Below are 20,710 nucleotides of genomic sequence, written 5' to 3' on the forward strand. Positions count from 1 at the left end.
TATCAAGATTGAGAATGGTGAGTCGTGAAATCGGTCGACCTCCTGCCGCACCCGGTGCGGCTGCGTGTGGTGCAGGCGTTCCTGGGCGATCGCGAGCTCACCACCGGCGACCTGCGCGCCGAGCTGCCCGACGTCCCGCCGGCCACGCTGTACCGGCATGTCGGGGTGCTCGCCGACGCGGGCGTGCTGGAGGTCGTGGGCGAGCGGAAGGTGCGCGGCGCCGCCGAGCGCAGCTACCGGCTGCCCGGAGCGGCGGCGAGCGTCGCCGATGACGACCTGGCGGGCATGACCGCTGACGACCACCGGCGGGCGTTCACCACGTTCGTCGCCGCGTTGCTCGGCGACTTCGACCGCTACCTCGACCGCGGGGATCCCGACCTGGTGCGCGATGGCGTGGCTTACCGCCAGGTGGGCCTGTGGCTGGACGAGGCGGAGTTCGCCGAGCTCGCCACCGAGCTGCGCGGGGCGCTGCAGGCCCGGCTGGCCAACCGGCCCGGCGACGGGCGCCGGCGCCGGCTGGTCGGCCTGGTCCACGTGCCGGGGGGCGCCGCCCCCGGCGAGGTCGGTCGCTGAGCCCCCGGCGAGGTCAGTCGCCGAGCCGCTTGCGGGCCTTCGCCGCCCGCTTGTTCGCCTTGTCCAGGGTCTTCGCCGCCTTGCGGACCCGCCGGGGCTCCCGGTCGATCGTCCCGCGCACCAGCAGGCCGATGCCGATGCCGAGCAGCCAGCTGTCCTTCGCGATGGCCAGCCCCTGTTCGGTGGGGGCGAGGCTGCCCTCCTTCCGCATGCCCGGGGTCTTGAGGTAGAGCCCCAGCAGCCCGCCGGAGAAGGCGGTGAGCGCGGCGCCGGCCACGGCGGTCGGGACGAACGGGGTGAGCAGCGCGGCGCCCACGGCGATCTCGGCGGTGGACAGCGCCTTCGCGAACTGCTGCGGTGGCACCGAGGCCAGGAACGGGTAGGTGCCGCTGGCGAAGCCGTGCATGCCGGCGGCCGCCTCCTCGTCGGCCCCGCGCTTGCCGAGGCCGCTGTTGAGGATGAACGCGCCGGCGGAGATGCGCGGGGCGATCTCGGACAGGGTGATGGGCAGACCCATGGGACACCTCTCTGGTCGGGAGCTGGTGGAGTGCTCAACCAGCCTGCCCGGCCCCTGTGCCCGCCGCCGCGGCGGCCCAACCCCGGCGGGTGGTTCCGCCGTCCCGGCAGCCTTCCGTGCCTGGCCGGGCGCGCCCGGCGTGCCACTATGGCGGCGTGGCGACCACCTCTGCCTCGGCCGGCGTGCTGCTGCGGCACGTGCGGACCGGTCGCGCGCGGAGCCGGGCCGACCTCGTCGCGCTGACCGGCGCCTCCCGGAACACGGTGAGCGCGCGGGTCGACCAGCTGATCGCGGCCAACCTCCTGGAGGAGGGCGGCCGGGGCTGGAGCACCGGCGGGCGCCCGCCCACCCTGCTGCGGTTCAACAGCCGGGCCGGGTGCGTGCTCGCGGTCGACCTCGGGGTGACCAGCGTCGACGTCGCCGTCACCGACCTCTCGGCGCAGATCCTCGGCACCGTCGGCCACCCGATCGACATCGCCGACGGCCCGGGCCCGGTGCTGGCCGAGGTGGACCGGCTGGCGCAGCAGGTGCTGGCCGAGGTCGGGCTCACCCCCGGCGACGTCTGCGCCATCGGCATCGGGGTGCCCGGGCCGGTGGAGTTCTCGACCGGCCGGCCGTCGCACCCGCCGATCATGCCCGGCTGGCACGACTACCCGGTGCCCAGCGCGTTCGGGCGCTACGAGTGCCCGGTCTACGTCGACAACGACGTGAACGTCATGGCGCTGGGGGAGATGGGCGTCGCCGGATCGGTGCAGGACGTGCTGGTCGTCAAGGTGGGCACCGGCATCGGCTGCGGGGTGATCGTCGACGGGCGGGTCTACCGCGGTGCCCAGGGCAGCGCCGGGGACATCGGGCACATCCACGTCGCCCAGCCCGACGGCCGCACCGTGCTGTGTCGGTGCGGGCAGGAGAACTGCCTGGAGGCCATCGCCGGCGGCGGCGCCCTCCTGCGCGACGCCGTCGCGGCGGGGCTCCCGGTCACCACCGTCCGCGAGGTGGTGCGCCTGGCCGCCCAGGGCGACGGCGTCGCCCTGGAGCTGGTGCGGGACGCCGGTCGGACGATCGGCACCGTGCTGGCCGCGCTGGTGAACTTCTTCAACCCGCACCGGATCGTGATGACCGGCGGCGTGGCCCAGGCCGGCGTCCCGCTGCTGGCCGGCATCCGCGAGGCCGTCTACCGGCGGTCGATGCCGCTGGCCGCCCGGGCGCTGGAGGTCACGGTCAGCGAGGCGCCGGACCTCTCGGGCCGGGTGGGCGCCTCGCTCATGGCCATCGAGGAGTTCCTCGACGAGGACTCCGTCCAGGCTCTCGCGCGCTGACCCCGGCCGGGGCTGCCCGGTGCGCCGATGAGTTCGCCGCGTCTCGGTGGTCTCCCTGTCATCGACCCGACAGGAGGACCGCCATGACCCAGCTGCTCCGAGTGCAGAACTTCGGTGTCTCGAGCGACGGCTTCGGCGCCGGTGAGCACCAGAGCCTGGAACGACCGTTCGGGCACGCCGATCCGATGGCCCTGCTCGGCTGGGCGGTCGCCACGGCGAGCTGGCCCAACCGCACGAAGCCCGGCGGCAGCCGCGGGATCGACGACCTCTTCACGCGCGACTACGCGCGCAACATCGGCGCCGAGATCATGGGCCGCAACAAGTTCGGTCACCAGCGCGAACCGTGGCCGGACCACGAGTGGCAGGGCTGGTGGGGTGCCGAGCCGCCGTTCCACACCCCGGTGTTCGTCATGACCCACCACCCGCGGCCGTCGTTCAGCCTCTCCGACACCACGTTCCACTTCGTCCAGGGCGAGCCGGCCGCGGTCCTCGAGCAGGCGCGGGAGGCGGCCGGCGGGAAGGACGTGCGGCTGGGTGGCGGGGTCGCCGTCGTCCGGCAGTTCCTCGAGGCCGACCTCGTCGACGTCCTGCACGTGTCGGTCGCGCCGGTGGCCCTCGGCGCGGGGGAGCGCCTCTGGGAGTCGCCCGACGACCTGCTCGACCGGTTCTCCCACGAGGAGGTGCCCAGCCCCAGCGGCGTCGTGCACCACCTGTTCTGGCGACGCTGACCGCCTGCGCCGGCTCGGCCCGTTCGGTTGCGGTTCGGTAACCCCGCCGCAGCCGCTTGACCCTCGTGTGACGCCGCCCATATGTTGTCGCCTCAGCGGACTAATGGTCAGTGGTGAGCAAAAGTCTCGGGGTGGGCGTCATGACCGGTGCAGCCGGTACGGGAGGGAACTCCAGCAGCGGGGCGCCGCTGCTGGAGATGCGCGGCATCGTGAAGACCTTCCCCGGCGTGCGGGCGCTGGACGGCGTCGACCTCGACGTGCGCGCCGGTGAGGTGCACTGCCTGCTCGGCCAGAACGGGGCCGGCAAGTCGACGCTGATCAAGGTGCTCGCCGGGGCCCACCAGCCCGACGGCGGCCGGATCGAGTGGCGGGGCGAGCCCGTCTCGCTGAGCAACCCGCAGGCGGCGATGAAGCACGGGATCGCCACGATCTACCAGGAGCTCGACCTGGTCTCGGGCCTCACGGTGGCCGACAACATCTTCCTCGGGCGCGAGCGCTCGCGCTTCGGCCTGGCCCGGCCGGCGCCGGCGAACGACGCCGCCGGCAAGCTGCTCGCCCGCCTCGGCCACCCCGAGATCCGGCCCACCGCGGAGGCGGGGTCGCTGCCCGCGGCCGCCCAGCAGATGGTCAGCATCGCCCGGGCGCTGTCCCAGGACGCGAAGCTGATCGTCATGGACGAGCCCTCGGCGGTGCTCGACAACGAGGAGGTCCAGCACCTGTTCGAGGTCATCCGCGACATCACCCGCGACGGTGTCGCGGTCGTCTACATCTCCCACCGGCTGGAGGAGATCCGCGAGGTCGGGGACCGGATCACCGTGCTCAAGGACGGGCGCACCGTGGCCACCGGGCTGCCGGTGCGGGACACCACGACCCGCCAGGTCATCGAGCTGATGACCGGCCGCGACATCGAGTTCGTCTTCCCCGACCGCCGGCCGGTCGCCGACGCCGAGCCGCTGCTGTCGGTCCGCGACCTCGGGCTGCGCGGCACGTTCCGGGACGTCTCGTTCGACGTGCGGCCGGGTGAGGTGGTCGGGCTCGCCGGGCTCGTCGGGTCGGGGCGCTCGGAGATCCTGGAGACCGTCTACGGCGCCCGCCGGGCCACCAGCGGCACGGTCACCGTGGCCGGCCGGCGGCTGCGGCACGGCAGCGTCGCGGCCGCGGTGTCGGCGGGGGTGGGGCTCGCGCCCGAGGAGCGCAAGAGCCAGGCGCTGCTGCTCGGCGACGCCGTCTACCGGAACATCAGCATCGCCAGTCTCGCCCGCTTCGTCCGGGGCGGGTTCCTCTCCGGGGGCCCGGAGAAGGAGGCGGCTCGCGAGCAGGTGCAGGCCCTCGACGTCCGGCCCGCCGACGTGACCCGGGAGGTGCGGACGCTGTCGGGCGGCAACCAGCAGAAGGTCGTGCTCGCTCGCTGGCTGCTCCGCGACTGCCGGGTGCTGCTCCTGGACGAGCCGACCCGCGGGGTCGACGTCGGCGCGCGGTCGGAGATCTACGCCCTGGTCCGCGAGCTGGCCGACCGCGGGGTCGCCGTCGTCGTCGTGTCCAGCGAGATCCCGGAAGTCCTGGGCCTCGCCGACCGGGTGCTGGTGATCTCCGACGGCTCCGTCGTCGCCCAGGAGCCGGCCGACGCGCTCGACGAGCACGCCGTGCTCGACCTCGTCATGGAAGGAACGGTCGACCCGCACCGGCGGGCCGACCGGAAGCACGCCACCGCACAGCAGCACGAAGGGGACGTGGCATGACCGGCAGCACCGTGACGACCGGGGGAGCGGGCGCACCCGCGCCGGCGAAGGACCGCTCACCCGACGGGAACGGCAAGGGTCCGGGCTTCATGGCCGGCCCGGCCGGGCGCCTGCTCGGCCTCGTCGTGGCCTTCGCGCTGCTCTGCGTCGTCGGCGCCGTCACCGCGCCGGACCGCTTCGTCGACATCGACAACGTCCTCACCATCCTGCGGCTGGCTGCCGTCGTCGGCGTGGTCAGCATCGGCATGACGTTCGTGATCATCGGTGGCGGCATCGACCTGTCGGTCGGCGCGCTGGTCGCGCTGTCCTCGGTGTGGGCGACCACCCTGGCGACCCAGCAGATGGCCGAGGACTTCCACTGGATCGTCATGGTGTTCACCGCGATCGCGGTGGGCGCCGGGGCGGGCCTGGTCAACGGCATCGTGATCGCGTACGGCCGGCTGGTGGCCTTCATCGCCACCCTCGCCATGCTCGTCTCCGCCCGCGGCCTGGCCGAGATCATCGCCAACCGCCGGACCCAGATCGTGCAGGATCAGGGATTCCTGGACTTCTTCGGTGGCGACGTGCTCGGCGTGCCCTCCCTCGTGGTCATCTGGGCGCTGGTGTCGGTCGCCGGCTGGGTGCTGCTCAACCGCACCACGTTCGGTCGGCACACCTTCGCCGTCGGTGGCAACGCCGAGGCCGCGCGGCTGGCCGGCATCCGGGTGCAGTGGCACACCCTCAAGCTGTACGTCCTCTCCGGCGTGACCTGCGGAATCGCCGCGGTGATGCTCATGGCGCGGACGACGACCGGGGTCTCGACCCACGGCACGCTGATGGAGCTCCAGGCGATCGCCGCCGTCGTCATCGGCGGCACCCTGCTCGTGGGTGGCCGCGGCACGATCGTCGGCACCGTCCTGGGCGTGCTGATCCTCATCACGCTGGGCAACGTCTTCGTGCTCAACAACCTGTCCAGTTCGGCGCAGGCCGTCGTCCAGGGCCTGATCATCGTGCTCGCCGTCCTGCTGCAGACGCGGCTGGCCGAGGGCCGCGGCGGGTTCGGCTGGCTGACCGGTTCGCGATCCGGCCGCGGCGAGTCGTCGTCGGGCGGACCGGTCGCCGGGGGCACCCCGGCCGGGGCGGTGTCCGGCGGTACGAGCACGCCCGGCGCGCCGGGCGGCGACCGGCCCGGAACCGGCTCCACCCCCTGATCCGCACTCGCTGACCACCCACCCATCCACCCAGAGCTGCCGGCGTCCCGCCGGGAAGTGGCACACCGAGGAGAGATACATGTCTGCAACGAGGCAGCGCCCCTACCGCCGCCTGATGTCCACCGCGGTCGCCGTGGCCGGCGCCGGCGTGCTCGTCGCCGGCTGCACGAGCAACGAGCCGGAGAGTTCCGGCTCGGACGGTGGCGGGAACGCCGTCGCCAGCTCGAACGACGAGACCGGCGACACGGTCCGCATCGGCTTCTCGGCCCCCGCCGCCGACCACGGCTGGATGGCGGGCATCACCGAGGCCGCCCGGGCCGAGGCCGAGAACTACGAGGACGTCGAGCTGACCGTCGCCGAGGGCACCAACGACGTCAGCACGCAGATCAGCCAGGTCGAGACGTTCATCAACGAGGGGGTCGACGCCATCGTGCTGCTGCCCTTCGACGGCGCTGCGATGACGCCGGTGGCGCTGCAGGCGATGGAGGCCGGCATCCCGGTCATCAACGTCGACCGGGAGTTCAACAGCCCGTTCGCCGCCCGCGCCACCATCCTGGGCGACAACTACGGCATGGGCGTGTCCGCCGGCACGTACGTCTGCGAGCAGGTGGGCGACAACCCCGACGCCGTCGTCGCCGAGATCGCCGGCATCGACTCGCTGCCGCTGACCCAGGACCGCAGCCAGGGCTTCGCCGATGCGCTGGCCGACTGCGGGCTCGACGTCGACAACCGGGTCGCCGCCGACTTCACCGTCCAGGGCGGCGAGGAGGCCGCGGCCAACCTGCTCCAGGCCGCCCCGCAGATCGACGCGCTGTGGAACCACGACGACGACCAGGGCGTCGGCGTCCTGGCGGCGATCGAGAACGCCGGTCGCGACGAGTTCGTCATGGTCGGCGGAGCCGGCTCGGCGAACGCGATGCGGACCATCCAGGAGGGCGACTCCGTGCTGCAGGCGACCGTCATCTACCCGCACACCCAGGCGGCGGACGGCATCGCCCTGGCCCGGCTCATCGCCCAGGGCAAGTCGCTGTCGGACCTGGTCTCGCGGGAGGTGCCGCGGGAGATCGTGCTCAACGCTCCCGTGGTGACCGCGGAGAACGTCGACGACTACATCGGCAACGCGTTCGAGTCCTGATCCGTCTGACCCGGGGTCGCCGGGCGGCACTCCCGCCGCCCGGCGACCCCCGGCATCCCCGAGGAGCTCCCGCATGACTTCCCCCGGCCGCCCGACCCTGGGCGTGGGCCTCATCGGCTACGCGTTCATGGGCGCGGCGCACTCCCACGCGTGGCGCACCGCGCCGCGCTTCTTCGACCTCGCCCTCGAGCCCCGGCTGGCCGTCCTCGCCGGGCGCAACCCCGCGGCCGTCACCGAGGCCGCGGGCCGGCTCGGCTGGGCCGGGACCGAGACCGACTGGCGGCGGGTCATCGAGCGCGACGACGTCGACCTGGTCGACGTCTGCACGCCGGGCGACACGCACGCCGAGATCGCCATCGCGGCGCTGGAGGCCGGCAAGCACGTCCTGTGCGAGAAGCCGCTGGCCAACTCCGTGGCGGAGGCCGAGGCGATGGCCGACGCCGCCGCGAAGGCCGCCGCCCGCGGGGTCCGGTCGATGGTCGGCTTCACCTACCGGCGGGTGCCGGCCATCGGGCTGGCCCGGCAGCTGGTCGCCGAGGGGCGGCTGGGGCAGATCCGGCACGTCCGCGCCCAGTACCTGCAGGACTGGATCGCCGACCCGGCCGCGCCGATGTCGTGGCGGCTGGAGAAGGACAAGGCCGGCTCCGGCGCGCTCGGGGACATCGGCGCGCACATCGTCGACCTGACGCAGTACATCACCGGGCAGGCGCTGCGCGGCGTGAGCGCGATGCTCGAGACGTTCGTCGAGGAGCGGCCGCTGCCGGCGTCCACCGGGAAGCTCGGCGGGGTCGGCGGAGCGGAGACCGGCCGGGTGACGGTCGACGACGCCGCGGTGTTCCTCGGCCGGTTCTCCGGCGGGGCGCTGGGCACCTTCGAGGCGACCCGCTTCGCGCTGGGCCGCAAGAACGCCATCCGGATCGAGGTCAACGGCTCGGCCGGCAGCCTGGCGTTCGACTTCGAGGACATGAACGTCCTGCACTTCTTCGACGGGTCGGACCCGGCCGAGACCGCCGGCTTCCGCCGGATCGTGGTGACCGAGCCCGGGCACCCCTACGTGGGCGCCTGGTGGCCGGCCGGCCACGGGCTCGGGTACGAGCACGGCTTCACCCACCAGGTCGTCGACCTGGTCACCGCGATCGCGAAGGACGAGGACCCGGCCCCGTCGTTCGCCGACGGCCTGCAGATCCAGCGGGTGCTCGACGCGGTCGAGCGGAGCGCCGCGGCCAACTCCGCCTTCACCGAGATCCAGGAGTCCTGATGCCCCGTCCGATCACGCTGTTCACCGGCCAGTGGGCCGACCTGCCGTTCGAGGAGATGTGCCGGCTGGCCTCCGGCTGGGGCTACGACGGCCTGGAGATCGCCTGCTGGGGCGACCACCTCGACGTCGAGCGGGCCGCGAACGACGACTCCTACGTCCAGGAGAAGCTCGACCTGCTCAAGCGGCACAACCTGCAGGTGTTCGCCATCTCCAACCACCTCAACGGCCAGGCCGTCTGCGACGACCCGATCGACGAGCGGCACCGCGGCATGGTGCACCCGCGGGTGTGGGGCGACGGCGACCCCGAGGGCGTCCGGCAGCGGGCCGCCGAGGAGATGAAGCTGACCGCCCGGGCGGCGGCGAAGCTCGGGGTGAAGACCGTCGTCGGGTTCACCGGGTCGAAGATCTGGAAGACCGTGGCGATGTTCCCGCCGGTGCCCGAGTCGATGATCGACGACGGCTACCGCGACTTCGCCGACCGGTGGAACCCGATCCTGGACGTGTTCGACGAGGTCGGGGTGCGGTTCGCGCACGAGGTGCACCCGTCGGAGATCGCCTACGACTACTGGACGACGGTGCGCACCATGGAGGCGATCGGGCACCGCGAGGCGTTCGGGCTGAACTGGGACCCGTCGCACTTCGTCTGGCAGGACCTCGACCCGGTGTCCTTCATCTGGGACTTCAAGGACCGGATCTACCACGTCGACTGCAAGGACGCGAAGAAGCAGGTCGGCAACGGCCGCAACGGCCGGATGGGCTCGCACCTGCCCTGGGCCGACCCCCGGCGCGGCTGGGACTTCGTCTCCACCGGGCACGGCGACGTCCCGTGGGAGGCCTGCTTCCGGATGCTCAACACCATCGGCTACGACGGGCCGATCTCGGTGGAGTGGGAGGACGCCGGCATGGACCGCCTGGTCGGTGCTCCCGAGGCGCTGGAGTTCGTGCGCCGGCTGGCGTTCGACCCGCCGGCGGCCGCGTTCGACGCCGCCTTCGCCAGCGGCAACTGAACCGCAGGATGATCAGGTGACCTGATCACGAAGGGTCCTGGCTCACCGTCGACGGTGAGCCAGGACCCTTCGTGCTGAGCCAGGTGCGCCGGTCAGCGACCGCCGCGCCGCGAGCGGGAGCTGAACGAGGCGGCCGACGAGGTGCCGGCGCGGGCGGCCAGCTCGGCGCGGGTGCGCGCCGGGCCGCTGGCGCGACCCGAGCCTGCTGCGCCGCTCCGGCCGGAGGACGCCGCGGGCTTCGCCGAGCCGGAGCCGGAGCCGGAGCCCGATCCGCCCCGACGGCGCCGCCCGCCGCCCTGACCCTGCGGCTGCGGCTCCGGCGCGGGAGCCGGCTCCACGTAGGGCGCCGCCGGGCCGGCGAGCTCGGCGATCTGCTCGGCGCCGGGGCGGACCTGGCTGACGATCGGGGAGATCCCGGCCTGGCGGGTCAGGGTGCGCACCTCGCCGACCATGTCGGGGGTGGTGATGGTGACGACCGTGCCGCCGGCACCGGCCCGGGCGGTGCGGCCCGACCGGTGCAGGTAGGCCTTGTGCTCGGTCGGCGGGTCGACGTGCACGACCAGCGCCACGTCGTCCACGTGGATGCCGCGGGCGGCGATGTCGGTCGCGCACATCACCCGGCTGGTGCCGTTGCTGAACGCCTCGAGGTTGCGCTCGCGGGCGTTCTGGCTGAGGTTGCCGTGCAGGTCGACGGCCGGGATGCCCGCCGCGGTGAGCTGCTTGGCCAGCTTCTTGGCCTGGTGCTTGGTGCGGGTGAACAGCACGCTGCGGCCCAGGCCCGCGGCCAGCTCGCGCACGACCTCGGACTTGTCGGCGGCCTGCACGTGGAAGACGTGGTGGGTCATCGTGCTGACCGGGGCGACGGCCGGGTCGACCGAGTGCGTGGTCGGGTTGGTCAGGTAGCGCTTGACCAGGACGTCGACGCCGTTGTCGAGGGTCGCGGAGAACAGCATCCGCTGCCCGACCTTCGGCGTCCGGTCCATGATCCGCTTGACGCCGGGCAGGAAGCCCAGGTCGGCCATGTGGTCGGCCTCGTCGAGGATCGTCACCTCGATGGCGCCGAGGTCGCAGTGGCCCTGACCGATCAGGTCCTCGAGCCGGCCGGGGCAGGCGATGACGATGTCGATGCCCTTGGCCAGCGCCTGCACCTGCGGGTTCTGGCCGACGCCGCCGAAGATCGTGGTGGCGTTCATGCCCAGCGCCCGGGCCAGCGGGTCGACGACGGCGAAGACCTGGTTGGCCAGCTCGCGGGTCGGGACGAGCACCAGCGCGCGGGGCCGCTTGGCCTGCCGGCGGGTGCCGGAGGCGGCCAGCCGGGCCACCAGCGGGATGGAGAAGGCCAGGGTCTTGCCCGAGCCGGTGCGGCCACGGCCGAGCACGTCGCGGCCGGCGAGGCTGTCGGGCAGCGTCGCGACCTGGATCGGGAACGGCGCGGTGATGCCGCTGGTCTCGAGCACCTCGACCATGGGCGCGGGAACGCCCAGGGCGGCGAAGGTGGTGTCGGTGGGGAGCACGGTCGCGTCGGCACCGACGGGGACGACGACGGGCGCGGGCACCGACGGCGCCGCGGGGGTGTTCTGGTTCTGCTGCTCGCCGGCCGGGCGGGTGCCGCGGCCGCGGCCGCCACGTCGGCGACGGGCGCCGCTCTCGGAGGGGGCGGGCGTGTTGTGCATGGAGGTCAATGGAGTCCTTCGACGCTCGAGTGGCTGCGCGACACCGCGGGCGAGCGAGCGCCGGCGCGACTGCACGGGGGCAGGGCGGGCTCGCATCGTCGGCGAGACGTCGGTCAGCCGGGCGCACCAAGGTGGCGCAGCCTCAGCCCGACGTCGATTCCTGCCGCTCCGGATGAGCGAGGGCGGCGCCGGTACGTAGTACTCAACCAGACCCGGTGCCGGTCTGGTCCGACATCGGGGGAGTGACAGGTCACATCGGGTGAGTCGTCGCCGTCGCCCGGTGGATGGCGGGATCGTTGCCGGGAGTGGCGGTCCGGGAGCTGGGAGCCGCCCGCGCGGTGCGTCATGCTCTGCGCCGTGACCGTGCTCGACCCGCCCTCCCGCACCGCGCCGGCGCACCGCATCCACCCCGCGTGGTGGGTGGCAGCCGTGACGTTCCTGGCGCTGGTGGGGGCCGCGGCCTTCCGGGCGGTGCCCGGGGTGCTCATCGATCCGCTGCGCGCGGAGTTCGGCTGGTCGGTGTCGACCATCTCGGCGGCGGTGGCGGTCAACATGGCGCTCTACGGGCTGACCGCCCCGTTCGCCGCGGCCCTGATGGAGAAGTTCGGCATCCGCCGGGTCGTGATGTGCGCGCTGCTGGTTGTCGCGCTGGGCAGCGGGCTCACCGTGTTCATGACGGCCAGCTGGCAGCTGGTGCTGCTGTGGGGCGTGCTGGTCGGGCTCGGCACGGGGTCGATGGCGCTGTCGCTGGTGGCCACCGTGACCGGGCGCTGGTTCGTGGCCCGGCGCGGCCTGGTGTCGGGCGTGCTGACCGCCGGCGGCGCCGCCGGTCAGCTGGTGTTCCTCCCGCTGGTCGCCTGGATCGACTCGGCGGCGGGCTGGCGGGCGGCGTCGCTCGGGACGACGGCGGCGGCGCTGGCCGTGCTGCCCCTGGTGGCCTGGCTGCTCCGCGACCGGCCCCGGGACCTCGGCGTGACCCCGTACGGCGGCACCGCGGCCGACGACGCCGAGCCGGTGCGGGCCGGGGCCGCGCGCGCGGCGATGCGCGGGCTCGCCGAGGCGGCGCGCAGCCGCCCGTTCTGGCTGCTGGCCGTCGGGTTCTTCATCTGCGGGATGTCGACCAACGGGCTGGTGCAGCCGCACTTCATACCCGCCGCGCACGACCACGGCATGCCGGTGACCACCGTGGCCGGGCTGCTGGCCGTCGTCGGCATCTTCGACATCGCCGGCACCGTGTTCTCCGGCTGGCTCACCGACCGGGTGGACCCGCGGGTGCTGCTGCTGGCCTACTACGGGCTGCGGGGCTTCTCGCTGTTCCTGCTGCCGCCGCTGTTCGGGCCGGAGCTGCACGTCAGCATGGTCGCGTTCATCGTCTTCTACGGCCTGGACTGGGTGGCCACCGTGCCGCCGACGCTCGCGCTGTGCCGGGAGCACTTCGGCGCCCGCGCGCCGGTGGTCTTCGGCTGGGTCTTCGGCGCCCACCAGATCGGCGCGGCGGTGGCGGCGTTCGGTGGCGGGGTCATCCGCGACGCCACCGGCTCCTACGACCTCGCGTGGTTCCTGGCCGGCGGGCTGTGCGTCGTCGCCGCGGCGGCGTCGATGGCGATCCGCCGGAACCTCCCGCCGAGCGCGGAGAGCGCCCGGGCAGCCGCCCCGGAGGAGGCAGCGGCCGACTCCGCCCACGGCTGACGCCGGCACCGGTCACGGCCGGCGCCGGCGTCCCTAGGCTGGGGCCGTGTCGACCAGCTACCTCGCGCACCCCGGCCGGGTCACCCGCCTGCGGGACGGCGTGGTCGAGGTGCATCCGGAGTCCGCGACCGCTGCGCAGACGGTGTGGGTGGCGGTCTACCCCGGCGGGGAGGACGAGGTGGCCTGGGAGGGCCTGCGGGCGCACCCGTCGGGGGAGGGGCGGGCCGTCGTCGCCGCGGTCCCGGTGTTCGCCTACGACCTGCACCTCGGGGACGAGGTGGAGGTGGTCGCGACCGCTGAGGGGCCGCTGGTCGCGGTGCGCCCGCTGCTGGACGCCGGCCGGCACACCTACCGGGTGTGGTTCCCCGACTGGCCCGACCTCGAGCGGGACGAGCGCGGTCGGGAGCTGCAGGTCGAGCTGGCGCGGTTCGGCTGCTGGTTCGACGTCTACTCGCCCCACCTGGTCGCGATCTCGGCCGAGCCGGACGTCGCAGCGGCCGTCGCCGACCACCTCGACGAGGCCGAGCGCGCCGGTCGGTTCATCTACGAGGTCGGCCGCACCCCCTGAGCGTCAGCGGGCGGCGGGAAGCTGCCCGGCGGGGGCGCGGCCCAGGATCAGGTCCGCCGCCCGCTCGGCGATCATGATCGTCGGCGCGTTCGCTCTCCCGCGGACCGCGCTGTCGATCTCGTCGGGGCCCGGCGGCCGCCGACCAGGCGCGGGGTGAGCCGGGGCCGGCCTAGTGGCGGTACCCGGGATCGGCCCGGTGTCCAGCGATCCGCTTCGCCATGTAGAAGACCCTCTTCAGCACCATCAGCAGGGTCAGGACGAGGTGGAGCCCCAGGGCTGCCACGATCGCCGTGAGCCATGGCGGGAGGGCGTCGGTTCGCAGCAGCACAGTGGTGAAGAGCACGACCAGCAGGGTCAGCGAGACGAGGATCGCCCAGCTGATGTTGACCAGCAGTTGCCACGCGTCCACGACGGGGTCGTTGCCGACGGCGGGTGGCTGCTGGGCGCGCACCTGGATGAGCCGATCGAAGACGAGCACGATCAGGGCGAAGAGCAGACCGGTCAGGATCGAGATCGAGGCCAGCAACGGGTCGACGTCCGGGGCGCTGACGCCCGTGCCCCATACCGCGGCACCGACCGCCAGGGGCAGCAGGAAGAAGAGGGCGAGGTCGGCGACGCTCCGGCGATCGTCCCGCTGGCCCCGTTCGTGGCGCTCGACGGAGAGCGTGTCGAGGTGCGCCCGGGCCAGCTCGGTGAGCCGGATCTTCGCGGTCCAGCCCCACGGCCTAGAAGAGCGCACCGTCCTCCGTCCGCACGTCTGCCGGGTTCCAGTCACCGCTCGCCCAGTCGGCGGGCAGCGGGACGTCGTCTCGTTCGGCCAGATCCATCGCCCACTGGCGAGCCGTGCCGAAGAACTCGTCGTCGGGCGGCGGGCCCGACCCCCGGTCATCTAGAACCATCCGCATGCCGGGGAGCCGCGCTCGGCTGACGGTGACCTGTCGCCGGCGACCGGCCACCCGCACCACGGCCGTCACCTCGGTCACGTCGTCCTGGGCCGGGACCAGGCGGCCGTCGTCGGCCCGGCCGAGGATCCGCTCCCTCAACTGGGTCAGGACCGAGGGACCGCTGGGCTCCTTGCTGTCCCCCCACATCTCCACGTAGGGACCCTTCACGCCGCCGAGGCCGACCTCCTCGGAGCGGTCGTTGGCCGCACGTGCGTGGACGATCCGCACCTGCTCCACGCGGGCTGCGGGGTCGTTCTCGATCTGCTCCCAGGCCTCCGCGGTCATGACGCGTTCGAAGACCACCCGCAGGCTCTGCGCCGAGCTGCGGTGCTCGAACCACCGTTCGAAGTGCCGACGGTAAGGCCGGGCCACGGTGTGGTGCCCGGCCAGTTCGAAGAACCAGTAGCCCGTGAGGCTGTCACGGGGCAGGACGACCAGTTGCCTGACCGCGACCTCCTCGATGTGGTCCTGGGTCCGTGAGAAACTCTCCGCCTCGTCGTCCCGGCCGGGAAGTCTGATCTGCGAGCGGACGCCGCCCCGTCCGGCGACCATCTGGGTCTCGATCGTCCGTCCGCGGCCGGCCAGTCGGGTCACCCCGCCGTAGTAGCGGTCCTCCTCGCCCCGGTGCAGCGTGCCGCGCAGCGACTCGATGAACGTGGCGGCGAGGTGGAGCAGGTCCTGACCGTCGGGCATCGGGGCGAGCACCTGGCGCCGTCCGGCGTGCCGGCCGAATCGCTTTTCCAGGTGGATCGAGTAGGCGGTGACCGTGTGGATGCTCACGGCACGACCTCCGCTCGACCAGCGCCCCGACCGCGCGTGAACTCGGCCAAGCATCGCAGCGCACCGGCCCGCGCGCCGCTCAGGCGGCTCCCGTGATCACGGCGAGCGGCCGATCGCTTCGCGGCGAGCAAGCCGACGACGCCTCAGGGTGCGGCGGTGAGCTGCTCTGCGGGAAGCCGCTCGGCGGGGGCGCGGCCCAGGATCAGGTCCGCCGCCCGCTCGGCGATCATGATCGTCGGCGCGTTGGTGTTGCCGCGCACCAGCGTCGGCATGACCGAGGCGTCGGCGACGCGCAGCCCCTCGATGCCGTGCACCCGCAGCCGGGAGTCCACGACCGCCTGGGCGTCGGTGCCCATCCGGCACGAGGACACCGGGTGGTACAGGGACTCCAGGGTGTCCTTCACCTTCTGCCGGAGGGCCTCGCGCCCGTGCACGGTGCCGCCGGGCGACCACTCCTCGCCCAGCACGTCGGCCAGCGGCGCGGCACCGGCGATCTCCCGGGCCTTCTCCACGCCGGTGACCAGCGCCTCGAGGTCGCGGTCGTCGGTGAGGTAGCCGGCGTCGATCGCCGGCGCCCACGTCGGGTCGGCCGACCGCAGCCGCACCGAACCCCGGGACTGCACGTCCACGAGGACGACCGCGGCGGTGAAGGCGTCGACGTCGGGGTCGACCTCGGCCTGCCGCCAGAACTTGACCGGGAGGAAGTGCATCTGCAGGTCGGGCTCGGCGAGCTCCGGGGCCGACCGGGTGAACAGCCCCGCCTCGGCGAGGTTGGAGCTGAGCGGCCCGCGGCGGGCGCCGAACCACCGGGCGTAGCCCGACGGCGAGTCGCCGTGCGTCAGCGACCTCCCCGACCGGACGTGCCAGATGACCGGGACGAGCGGGTGGTCCTGCAGGCCGCCGCCCACCCCGGGCAGGTCGTGGACGACGTCGACGCCGACCTCCCGCAGGTGGTCGGCCGGGCCGATGCCCGAGAGCTGGAGCAACTGCGGGGTGTTGACGGCGCCGCCGGAGAGCACCACCTCGCGCTCGGCCCGCACGGTGTGCAGCCGGCCGCCGCGGCGGAACTCCACGCCGGTGGCCCGGCCGCCCTCGACGAGCACCCGCGTGGTCAGCGCGCCGGTCAGCACGGTGAGGTTCGGCCGGTCGGCAGCCGGGTGCAGGTAGGCGTCGGCCGAGGACCAGCGCCGGCCGCGCTTCTGGGTGACCTGGTACTGGCCGACCCCCTCCTGGGCGGGGCCGTTGAAGTCGTCGTTGCGGGGGTGGCCGGTGGCCACCGCCGACTCCACGACCGCCGTCGTCCAGGGGTGCGGGGAGCGCAGGTCCTCGACGCGGAGGGGGCCGCCGACCCCGTGGTAGCCGTCGGCGCCGCGGGCGTTGTCCTCCATGCGGCGGAACAGCGGCAGCACCTGCTCGTAGGACCACGACGGGTCGCCGGTGAGCCGGGCCCACTCGTCGTAGTCCGCACGTGCGCCGCGGATGTAGATCATCGCGTTGATCGACGACGAGCCGCCCAGCAGCTTGCCGCGCGGCCAGAACAGCCTCCGGCCGTCGAGGCCGGGCTGCTCCTCGGTGGTGTAGTTCCAGTCGCGGCGGGTGCGCCAGACCTTGTACATCCCGGCCGGCACCTGCACCTCGAGCAGCTTGTCCGAGCCGCCGGCCTCCAGCAGGAGGACCCGGACGGAGGGGTCCTCGGTCAGCCGGCCGGCCAGCGCGCAGCCGGCCGAGCCCGCTCCGACGACGACGACGTCGTAGCTCCCGCGCAGCTCCTCCGGAGCCGTCCGGCGACTCACCGGTGCCGCCCGTGGACCATGCCCATGACCCGGGCGAGCGCGTCCGCGGCGCCGGCCGGGCGGCCGAAGCTCATCAGGTTCACCGGCAGCGGGAGCCGCTGGCGGGTGATGGCCTTGGCGCGGGTGAACTCCTTGAGCCCGTCCTCGCCGTGGATGCGGCCGAAGCCGGACTCGCCGACCCCGCCGAAGGGCAGCGCGGGCACCGAGGCGAAGGTGAGCACCGAGTTGATCGACGTCATGCCGCTGCGCATCCGGCGGGCGAGGTCCATCGCCCTGTCCTTGGACGCGGAGAACACCGAGCCGGCCAGCCCGTAGCTGGTGGCGTTGGCGCGCTGCAGCGCCTCCTCGGCGTCGGCCACCCGCGTGATGGTGAGCGTCGGGCCGAAGGTCTCCTCGCGCACCGCCGCGGAGGTCTCGGGGACGTCGAGCAGCACGGTGGGGGCGACGTAGCCCTCGCCGGCGTCGTCCGTGCCGCCGGTGACCACCCGGGCGCCGGCCGCGGTCGCGTCGGCGACGTGCCGGCGGACGACGTCGATCTGCGACGGCATGGTCATGGGGCCGTAGGTGGCCTCCTCGTCGGAGCCGGGGCGCAGCTTCTGCACCTGGGCGCTGACCTCGGCGACGAACCGGTCGTAGACGGCCGAGGTGGCGTAGACCCGCTCGATGCCGATGCAGGTCTGCCCGCCGTTGCTCATCGCGCCCCAGACCGCGGCGTCGGCGGCGGCGACCACGTCGGCGTCGTCGTCGACGATCATCGCGTCCTTGCCGCCGAGCTCCATGAGCACCGGGGTGAGGGTCTCGGCGCAGGTGGCCATGACCTTCCGGCCGGTCGCCGCGGACCCGGTGAAGGCGAGCTTGTCCACCGGGACCCGGCACAGCGCGGCGCCGGTGGCACCGAAGCCGGTGACCACCTGGAAGGCGTCGGCGACATCGGGGACGGCGGCCCGCCACGCGGCGGCCAGCCAGGCGCCGATGGCCGGCGTGAACTCCGAGGGCTTGAACACCACGGCGTTCCCGGCGGCCAGGGCGTAGGCGATCGAGCCCATCGGCGTGAACACCGGGTAGTTCCACGGCCCGATGACGCCGACGACGCCCAGCGGCTGGTACTCGAGGTAGGAGGCGTGGTTGGCCGCGAGCATCCCCGAGGCGACCCGGCGGGGGCCCAGCGCCTTGCGGGCGTGCCCGGCGGCCCAGGCCAGGTGGTCGACGGCCAGGGAGATCTCGAGGATCGCGTCGGCGTGCGGCTTGCCGTTCTCCCGGTGGACCAGGTCGGCCAGCTCGTGCATGCGCCGGGCGAGGTACCCGCGGTAGGCCGTCAGCCGCTGCTTGCGGCCGTCGAAGCCGAGGGCGGCCCACTGCCCGGCGGCGGCGCGGGCCCGCGCGACGGTCGCGCCGACGGCGGCGTCGCCGTGCACCGGGAAGACGCCGACGACCGCGCCGGTGGCCGGCGCCGTCGACTCGAAGGTCTCGGTGGTGGCGTGCCGGTCGACCGTGCCGGCGGCGGCGTCGGTGACCGTGTCCATCTGCTCCGCGAGCGACATGTGACGCACGTTACCCGCGGGTCACAGGAACCGGCCCGGTGGTTCGCCAGGTCGGAGGCGAGAACTGGGACACCGGGGTTCCGTGCATGGCACGCTGCCGAGGTGATGCGGAGGGCGGCGTGCGTGCTGGTCGGGGCCGTGCTGCTCACCGGCTGCGCGCGGACCCTCGAGGAGCAGGCGCACGACCTCTTGCAGCGCCGCGTCGAGTCGGTGCACGAGCACTACCTCGATGCCCGGGCGCGCGACCCGCTGTCCACCGGCGCTGCGGCGTTGGAGTCGCTCGACCCCTACGGGGACGCGCTGGCGTCGTCGGCGGACGGGAACGGGATCCGGCTCCTCGACGACGTCGGCGCCTCGGTCTCGGAGACCGAGGGCTGGAAGCCCACCACGACCACCGCGTCGCTGGGCACGTGCGTGGAGGTGCTGATCACCGCCGGCGAGGGCGGCGACGACCGCGGGACCGTGCGCACCGAGGCGGTCGAGTGCCCCGCCGGCACCGACGTGGTCGGCGACGACAACCACCCGGTGAGCGCTCTGACCACCGACCTCGACGGGTTCTCCGCCGACGTCCCGGAGCCGCCGTACGACCCGCCCGTGTGCATCTCCGGTGAGCTCTGCACGGAGGGCGGGGGCTGAGCCGTCGGCTCAGGCGCCGTCCACCACGGCCCAGGCCGTCTTGGCGCCCGGCTCGGTGAACCAGCCGTGCGCCGCCGACAGGTCGGCGACGAGGTAGAGGCCGAAGCCACCCAGGCCGGGGTCCCGGCCCCGGGCGGGCGTGGGCGGGACCTCGGCCTTGGCATCCCGGACGGCGATCAGCCACTGCCCGCCGGCGCGCCCGAGGACGGCCGCCACCGGGGCGCCGCCGTGACGCAGCGCGTTCGAGGTGAGCTCGTCGGCGATCAGCACCAGCCGCTCCGACCAGTGGTCGCGCTCGGGCTCGGCGACGGTGCGGCTGCCGGTCGTGGAGCTGCGCAGCCGGGCGCGCAGCCCGGCCAGCTCGGCCAGCGACCGGAGTTCCTGGCACCAGACCTCGGCGAACCCGTGCGGCGGGCGCGCGGACTGCCAGAGCGCCACCCCTACCGCCTTCCCTCGCGGGCCGGCCGGCCCCGCCCGTCCGTTCCCGGCGGCACCCTGCCCGTTCCGCCGCGGCTCGAACCCTCGGCTCACCCGGAAGGAGGGACCGGCCGCCGGGCCCTCCGGACGCCGCCGGAACCCGCGTGCCCCGACCACGCCGCGGACCTGCTGGCCCGGGGACGCGGTCGGGGACCGACGGCGCTGCGTCAGTGCCAGCGCGGGGCGGCTCTCGCCGCCGGTGCGTGGCCGTGCGGGGACGGCCGGCCGCCGGAGCTCGCGCCGCCGCGCCCCGAGGGCGTGGCGGCCGTCGAGGTCCAGCAGCGGTACAGCGACCCCCACTGGGCGGCGGTCAGCGCGGCCGGCCGGGTGGCCGGCGCCAGCTGTTCCTGGCGGAGCCAGCGGATGCCGGCGGTGCCCGGCAGGAGGGCCCGCAGGACCGGGCCGAGCGGGGCCGTGGGGCGGGCCAGGACGGCGGTGGCCAGCCGGTCGAAGGCGGGCGCCTCCGCGTCGGGCAGCGCACCGCGGGCCTCGGCGGCGGGGGAGGGGAGGAGAGGGCGTGACACGGGTGCCTCCACGGGAGGTCGGCACGGGGCCCGCCGGGCGTGCGAGGGCGCACGGGACCCGGACGGGCAGGAGAGGAGGAGCGCCGGGAGGCGCGGGCGACGGGCGGCGGCGCGATGCCGGGCCCGCGGCGGATCAGCGCGGAAGGGGGCGGGGGCTCAGCAGGAGCGCAGCCGCAGGGACGTCCACATGCCGGGGACGGTAGGGACGCCGGCCGGCGGCGTCCACCGGATTACCGACCGCTGCTCTCGGTGCCGGGCGCGGCGGCGCCGGCCTTCCCGGCCTGCCGCACCTTGGCGGCCTCCCAGCGCGCGCGGTCGCGGGCGCGGGCATCGGCGCCGCGGTCCCACTTCTCCTTGCGTCGCCGGGCGCGGGCCTCCTCCCGCTCCTCGTACGTCTCGTGCGTGTCCCAGTCCCGTGCGGCGACGGCCACGGCCACCAGGGTGCCGGCCGCGGCGGCGACGGCGGTGGCGGCGATCGCGTCCAGCACGACGAAGGCGCCCACCGCGACGAGCACGCCCACGACGACCCCGACGACGAACAGCGGGGACGGTCGGCGGGACGGTCGGCGCGGCTCGGTCACCCGCCCAGTATCCGTCGCGGTGCGCCGGCGATCGAGGG

The 20,710-nt window shown here is 74.1% G+C and carries 20 protein-coding genes; 11 read left to right on the forward strand and 9 right to left on the reverse strand.

The features are described 5' to 3' along the window. The first annotated feature begins 24 nt into the window (after positions 1-24). Positions 25-573 (forward strand): helix-turn-helix domain-containing protein, encoded by a 549-nt coding sequence (locus tag BD833_RS19815; RefSeq protein ID WP_166534887.1) that lies wholly within the window; start codon positions 25-27, stop codon positions 571-573. A 13-nt stretch (positions 574-586) separates the two neighbouring features. Here BD833_RS19815 and BD833_RS19820 read toward each other — a convergent pair whose 3' ends face one another. After that, positions 587-1,090, reverse strand: coding sequence for a hypothetical protein (locus tag BD833_RS19820; RefSeq protein WP_166534888.1), 504 nt, complete (start codon positions 1,088-1,090; stop codon positions 587-589). A gap of 155 nt (positions 1,091-1,245) precedes the next feature. Between BD833_RS19820 and BD833_RS19825 the strand changes: the two genes are divergently transcribed. From BD833_RS19825 to BD833_RS19855, 7 genes are all read left to right on the forward strand, one after another. Continuing rightward, positions 1,246-2,409 (forward strand): ROK family protein, encoded by a 1,164-nt coding sequence (locus BD833_RS19825; RefSeq protein WP_166534889.1) that lies wholly within the window; start codon positions 1,246-1,248, stop codon positions 2,407-2,409. Between the two features lie 83 nt (positions 2,410-2,492). Then, positions 2,493-3,137, forward strand: coding sequence for a dihydrofolate reductase family protein (locus BD833_RS19830; RefSeq protein WP_166534890.1), 645 nt, complete (start codon positions 2,493-2,495; stop codon positions 3,135-3,137). A 140-nt stretch (positions 3,138-3,277) separates the two neighbouring features. Then, positions 3,278-4,876, forward strand: a complete 1,599-nt coding sequence (locus BD833_RS19835) for a sugar ABC transporter ATP-binding protein (RefSeq protein ID WP_243737831.1) — start codon at positions 3,278-3,280, stop codon at positions 4,874-4,876. Then, positions 4,873-6,066, forward strand: a complete 1,194-nt coding sequence (locus tag BD833_RS19840; RefSeq protein WP_166534891.1) for an ABC transporter permease — start codon at positions 4,873-4,875, stop codon at positions 6,064-6,066. The genes BD833_RS19835 and BD833_RS19840 overlap by 4 nt, the downstream gene beginning before the upstream one ends. Positions 6,067-6,145: 79 nt before the next feature. Continuing rightward, a complete protein-coding gene (locus tag BD833_RS19845) occupies positions 6,146-7,201 on the forward strand; it encodes a substrate-binding domain-containing protein (protein ID WP_166534892.1) in 1,056 nt (351 codons plus the stop codon). Between the two features lie 73 nt (positions 7,202-7,274). Next, the gene (locus BD833_RS19850) at positions 7,275-8,459 is read left to right on the forward strand and encodes a Gfo/Idh/MocA family protein (protein ID WP_166534893.1); all 1,185 of its coding nucleotides are present in this window, start codon (positions 7,275-7,277) and stop codon (positions 8,457-8,459) included. Next, positions 8,459-9,466 (forward strand): sugar phosphate isomerase/epimerase family protein, encoded by a 1,008-nt coding sequence (locus tag BD833_RS19855; RefSeq protein WP_166534894.1) that lies wholly within the window; start codon positions 8,459-8,461, stop codon positions 9,464-9,466. The genes BD833_RS19850 and BD833_RS19855 overlap by 1 nt, the downstream gene beginning before the upstream one ends. 92 nt (positions 9,467-9,558) lie before the next feature. Here BD833_RS19855 and BD833_RS19860 read toward each other — a convergent pair whose 3' ends face one another. After that, complete coding sequence (locus BD833_RS19860; RefSeq protein WP_166534895.1) at positions 9,559-11,139, reverse strand: DEAD/DEAH box helicase; 1,581 nt, start codon at positions 11,137-11,139, stop codon at positions 9,559-9,561. 357 nt (positions 11,140-11,496) lie between these two features. On the opposite strand from BD833_RS19860, the gene BD833_RS19865 reads away from it, so the two are divergent. Further along, on the forward strand, positions 11,497-12,828 hold the full coding sequence (locus BD833_RS19865; RefSeq protein WP_243737832.1) for an MFS transporter: 1,332 nt from the start codon (positions 11,497-11,499) through the stop codon (positions 12,826-12,828). Positions 12,829-12,874: 46 nt separating this feature from the next. Further along, complete coding sequence (locus tag BD833_RS19870) at positions 12,875-13,396, forward strand: DUF4265 domain-containing protein (protein WP_166534897.1); 522 nt, start codon at positions 12,875-12,877, stop codon at positions 13,394-13,396. Positions 13,397-13,565: 169 nt separating this feature from the next. Here the strand turns inward: BD833_RS19870 and BD833_RS19875 are convergent, their stop codons facing one another. The 4 genes from BD833_RS19875 to BD833_RS19890 form a co-directional block, all read right to left on the reverse strand. Next, on the reverse strand, positions 13,566-14,135 hold the full coding sequence (locus BD833_RS19875; RefSeq protein ID WP_166534898.1) for a hypothetical protein: 570 nt from the start codon (positions 14,133-14,135) through the stop codon (positions 13,566-13,568). Then, positions 14,122-15,120 carry a hypothetical protein gene (locus BD833_RS19880; protein WP_166534899.1) on the reverse strand — a complete coding sequence of 333 codons (999 nt, stop codon included), beginning with the start codon at positions 15,118-15,120 and terminating at the stop codon, positions 14,122-14,124. The genes BD833_RS19875 and BD833_RS19880 overlap by 14 nt, the downstream gene beginning before the upstream one ends. A 143-nt stretch (positions 15,121-15,263) precedes the next feature. Beyond that, positions 15,264-16,913: a GMC family oxidoreductase gene (locus BD833_RS19885; RefSeq protein ID WP_243737833.1), complete on the reverse strand. Its 1,650-nt coding sequence runs from the start codon at positions 16,911-16,913 to the stop codon at positions 15,264-15,266. Then, positions 16,910-18,454 (reverse strand): aldehyde dehydrogenase family protein, encoded by a 1,545-nt coding sequence (locus BD833_RS19890; protein ID WP_243737834.1) that lies wholly within the window; start codon positions 18,452-18,454, stop codon positions 16,910-16,912. The genes BD833_RS19885 and BD833_RS19890 overlap by 4 nt, the downstream gene beginning before the upstream one ends. 102 nt (positions 18,455-18,556) lie before the next feature. Here BD833_RS19890 and BD833_RS19895 point away from each other — a divergent pair, with 102 nt between their 5' ends. Beyond that, the gene (locus BD833_RS19895) at positions 18,557-19,090 is read left to right on the forward strand and encodes a hypothetical protein (protein ID WP_166534900.1); all 534 of its coding nucleotides are present in this window, start codon (positions 18,557-18,559) and stop codon (positions 19,088-19,090) included. Positions 19,091-19,099: 9 nt separating this feature from the next. On the opposite strand, the gene BD833_RS19900 is transcribed toward BD833_RS19895, so the two are convergent. The 3 genes from BD833_RS19900 to BD833_RS19910 all read right to left on the reverse strand — a co-directional run bounded on the left by BD833_RS19900 (position 19,100) and on the right by BD833_RS19910 (position 20,672). Further along, on the reverse strand, positions 19,100-19,528 hold the full coding sequence (locus BD833_RS19900) for an ATP-binding protein (protein ID WP_166534901.1): 429 nt from the start codon (positions 19,526-19,528) through the stop codon (positions 19,100-19,102). Between the two features lie 206 nt (positions 19,529-19,734). Continuing rightward, positions 19,735-20,091, reverse strand: coding sequence for a hypothetical protein (locus BD833_RS19905; RefSeq protein WP_166534902.1), 357 nt, complete (start codon positions 20,089-20,091; stop codon positions 19,735-19,737). A gap of 230 nt (positions 20,092-20,321) precedes the next feature. Beyond that, a complete protein-coding gene (locus tag BD833_RS19910; protein ID WP_166534903.1) occupies positions 20,322-20,672 on the reverse strand; it encodes a hypothetical protein in 351 nt (116 codons plus the stop codon). Between the last annotated feature and the right edge of the window lie 38 nt (positions 20,673-20,710).

The organism is Blastococcus xanthinilyticus, from assembly GCF_008124835.1.
Lineage (GTDB): Bacteria > Actinomycetota > Actinomycetes > Mycobacteriales > Geodermatophilaceae > Blastococcus > Blastococcus xanthinilyticus.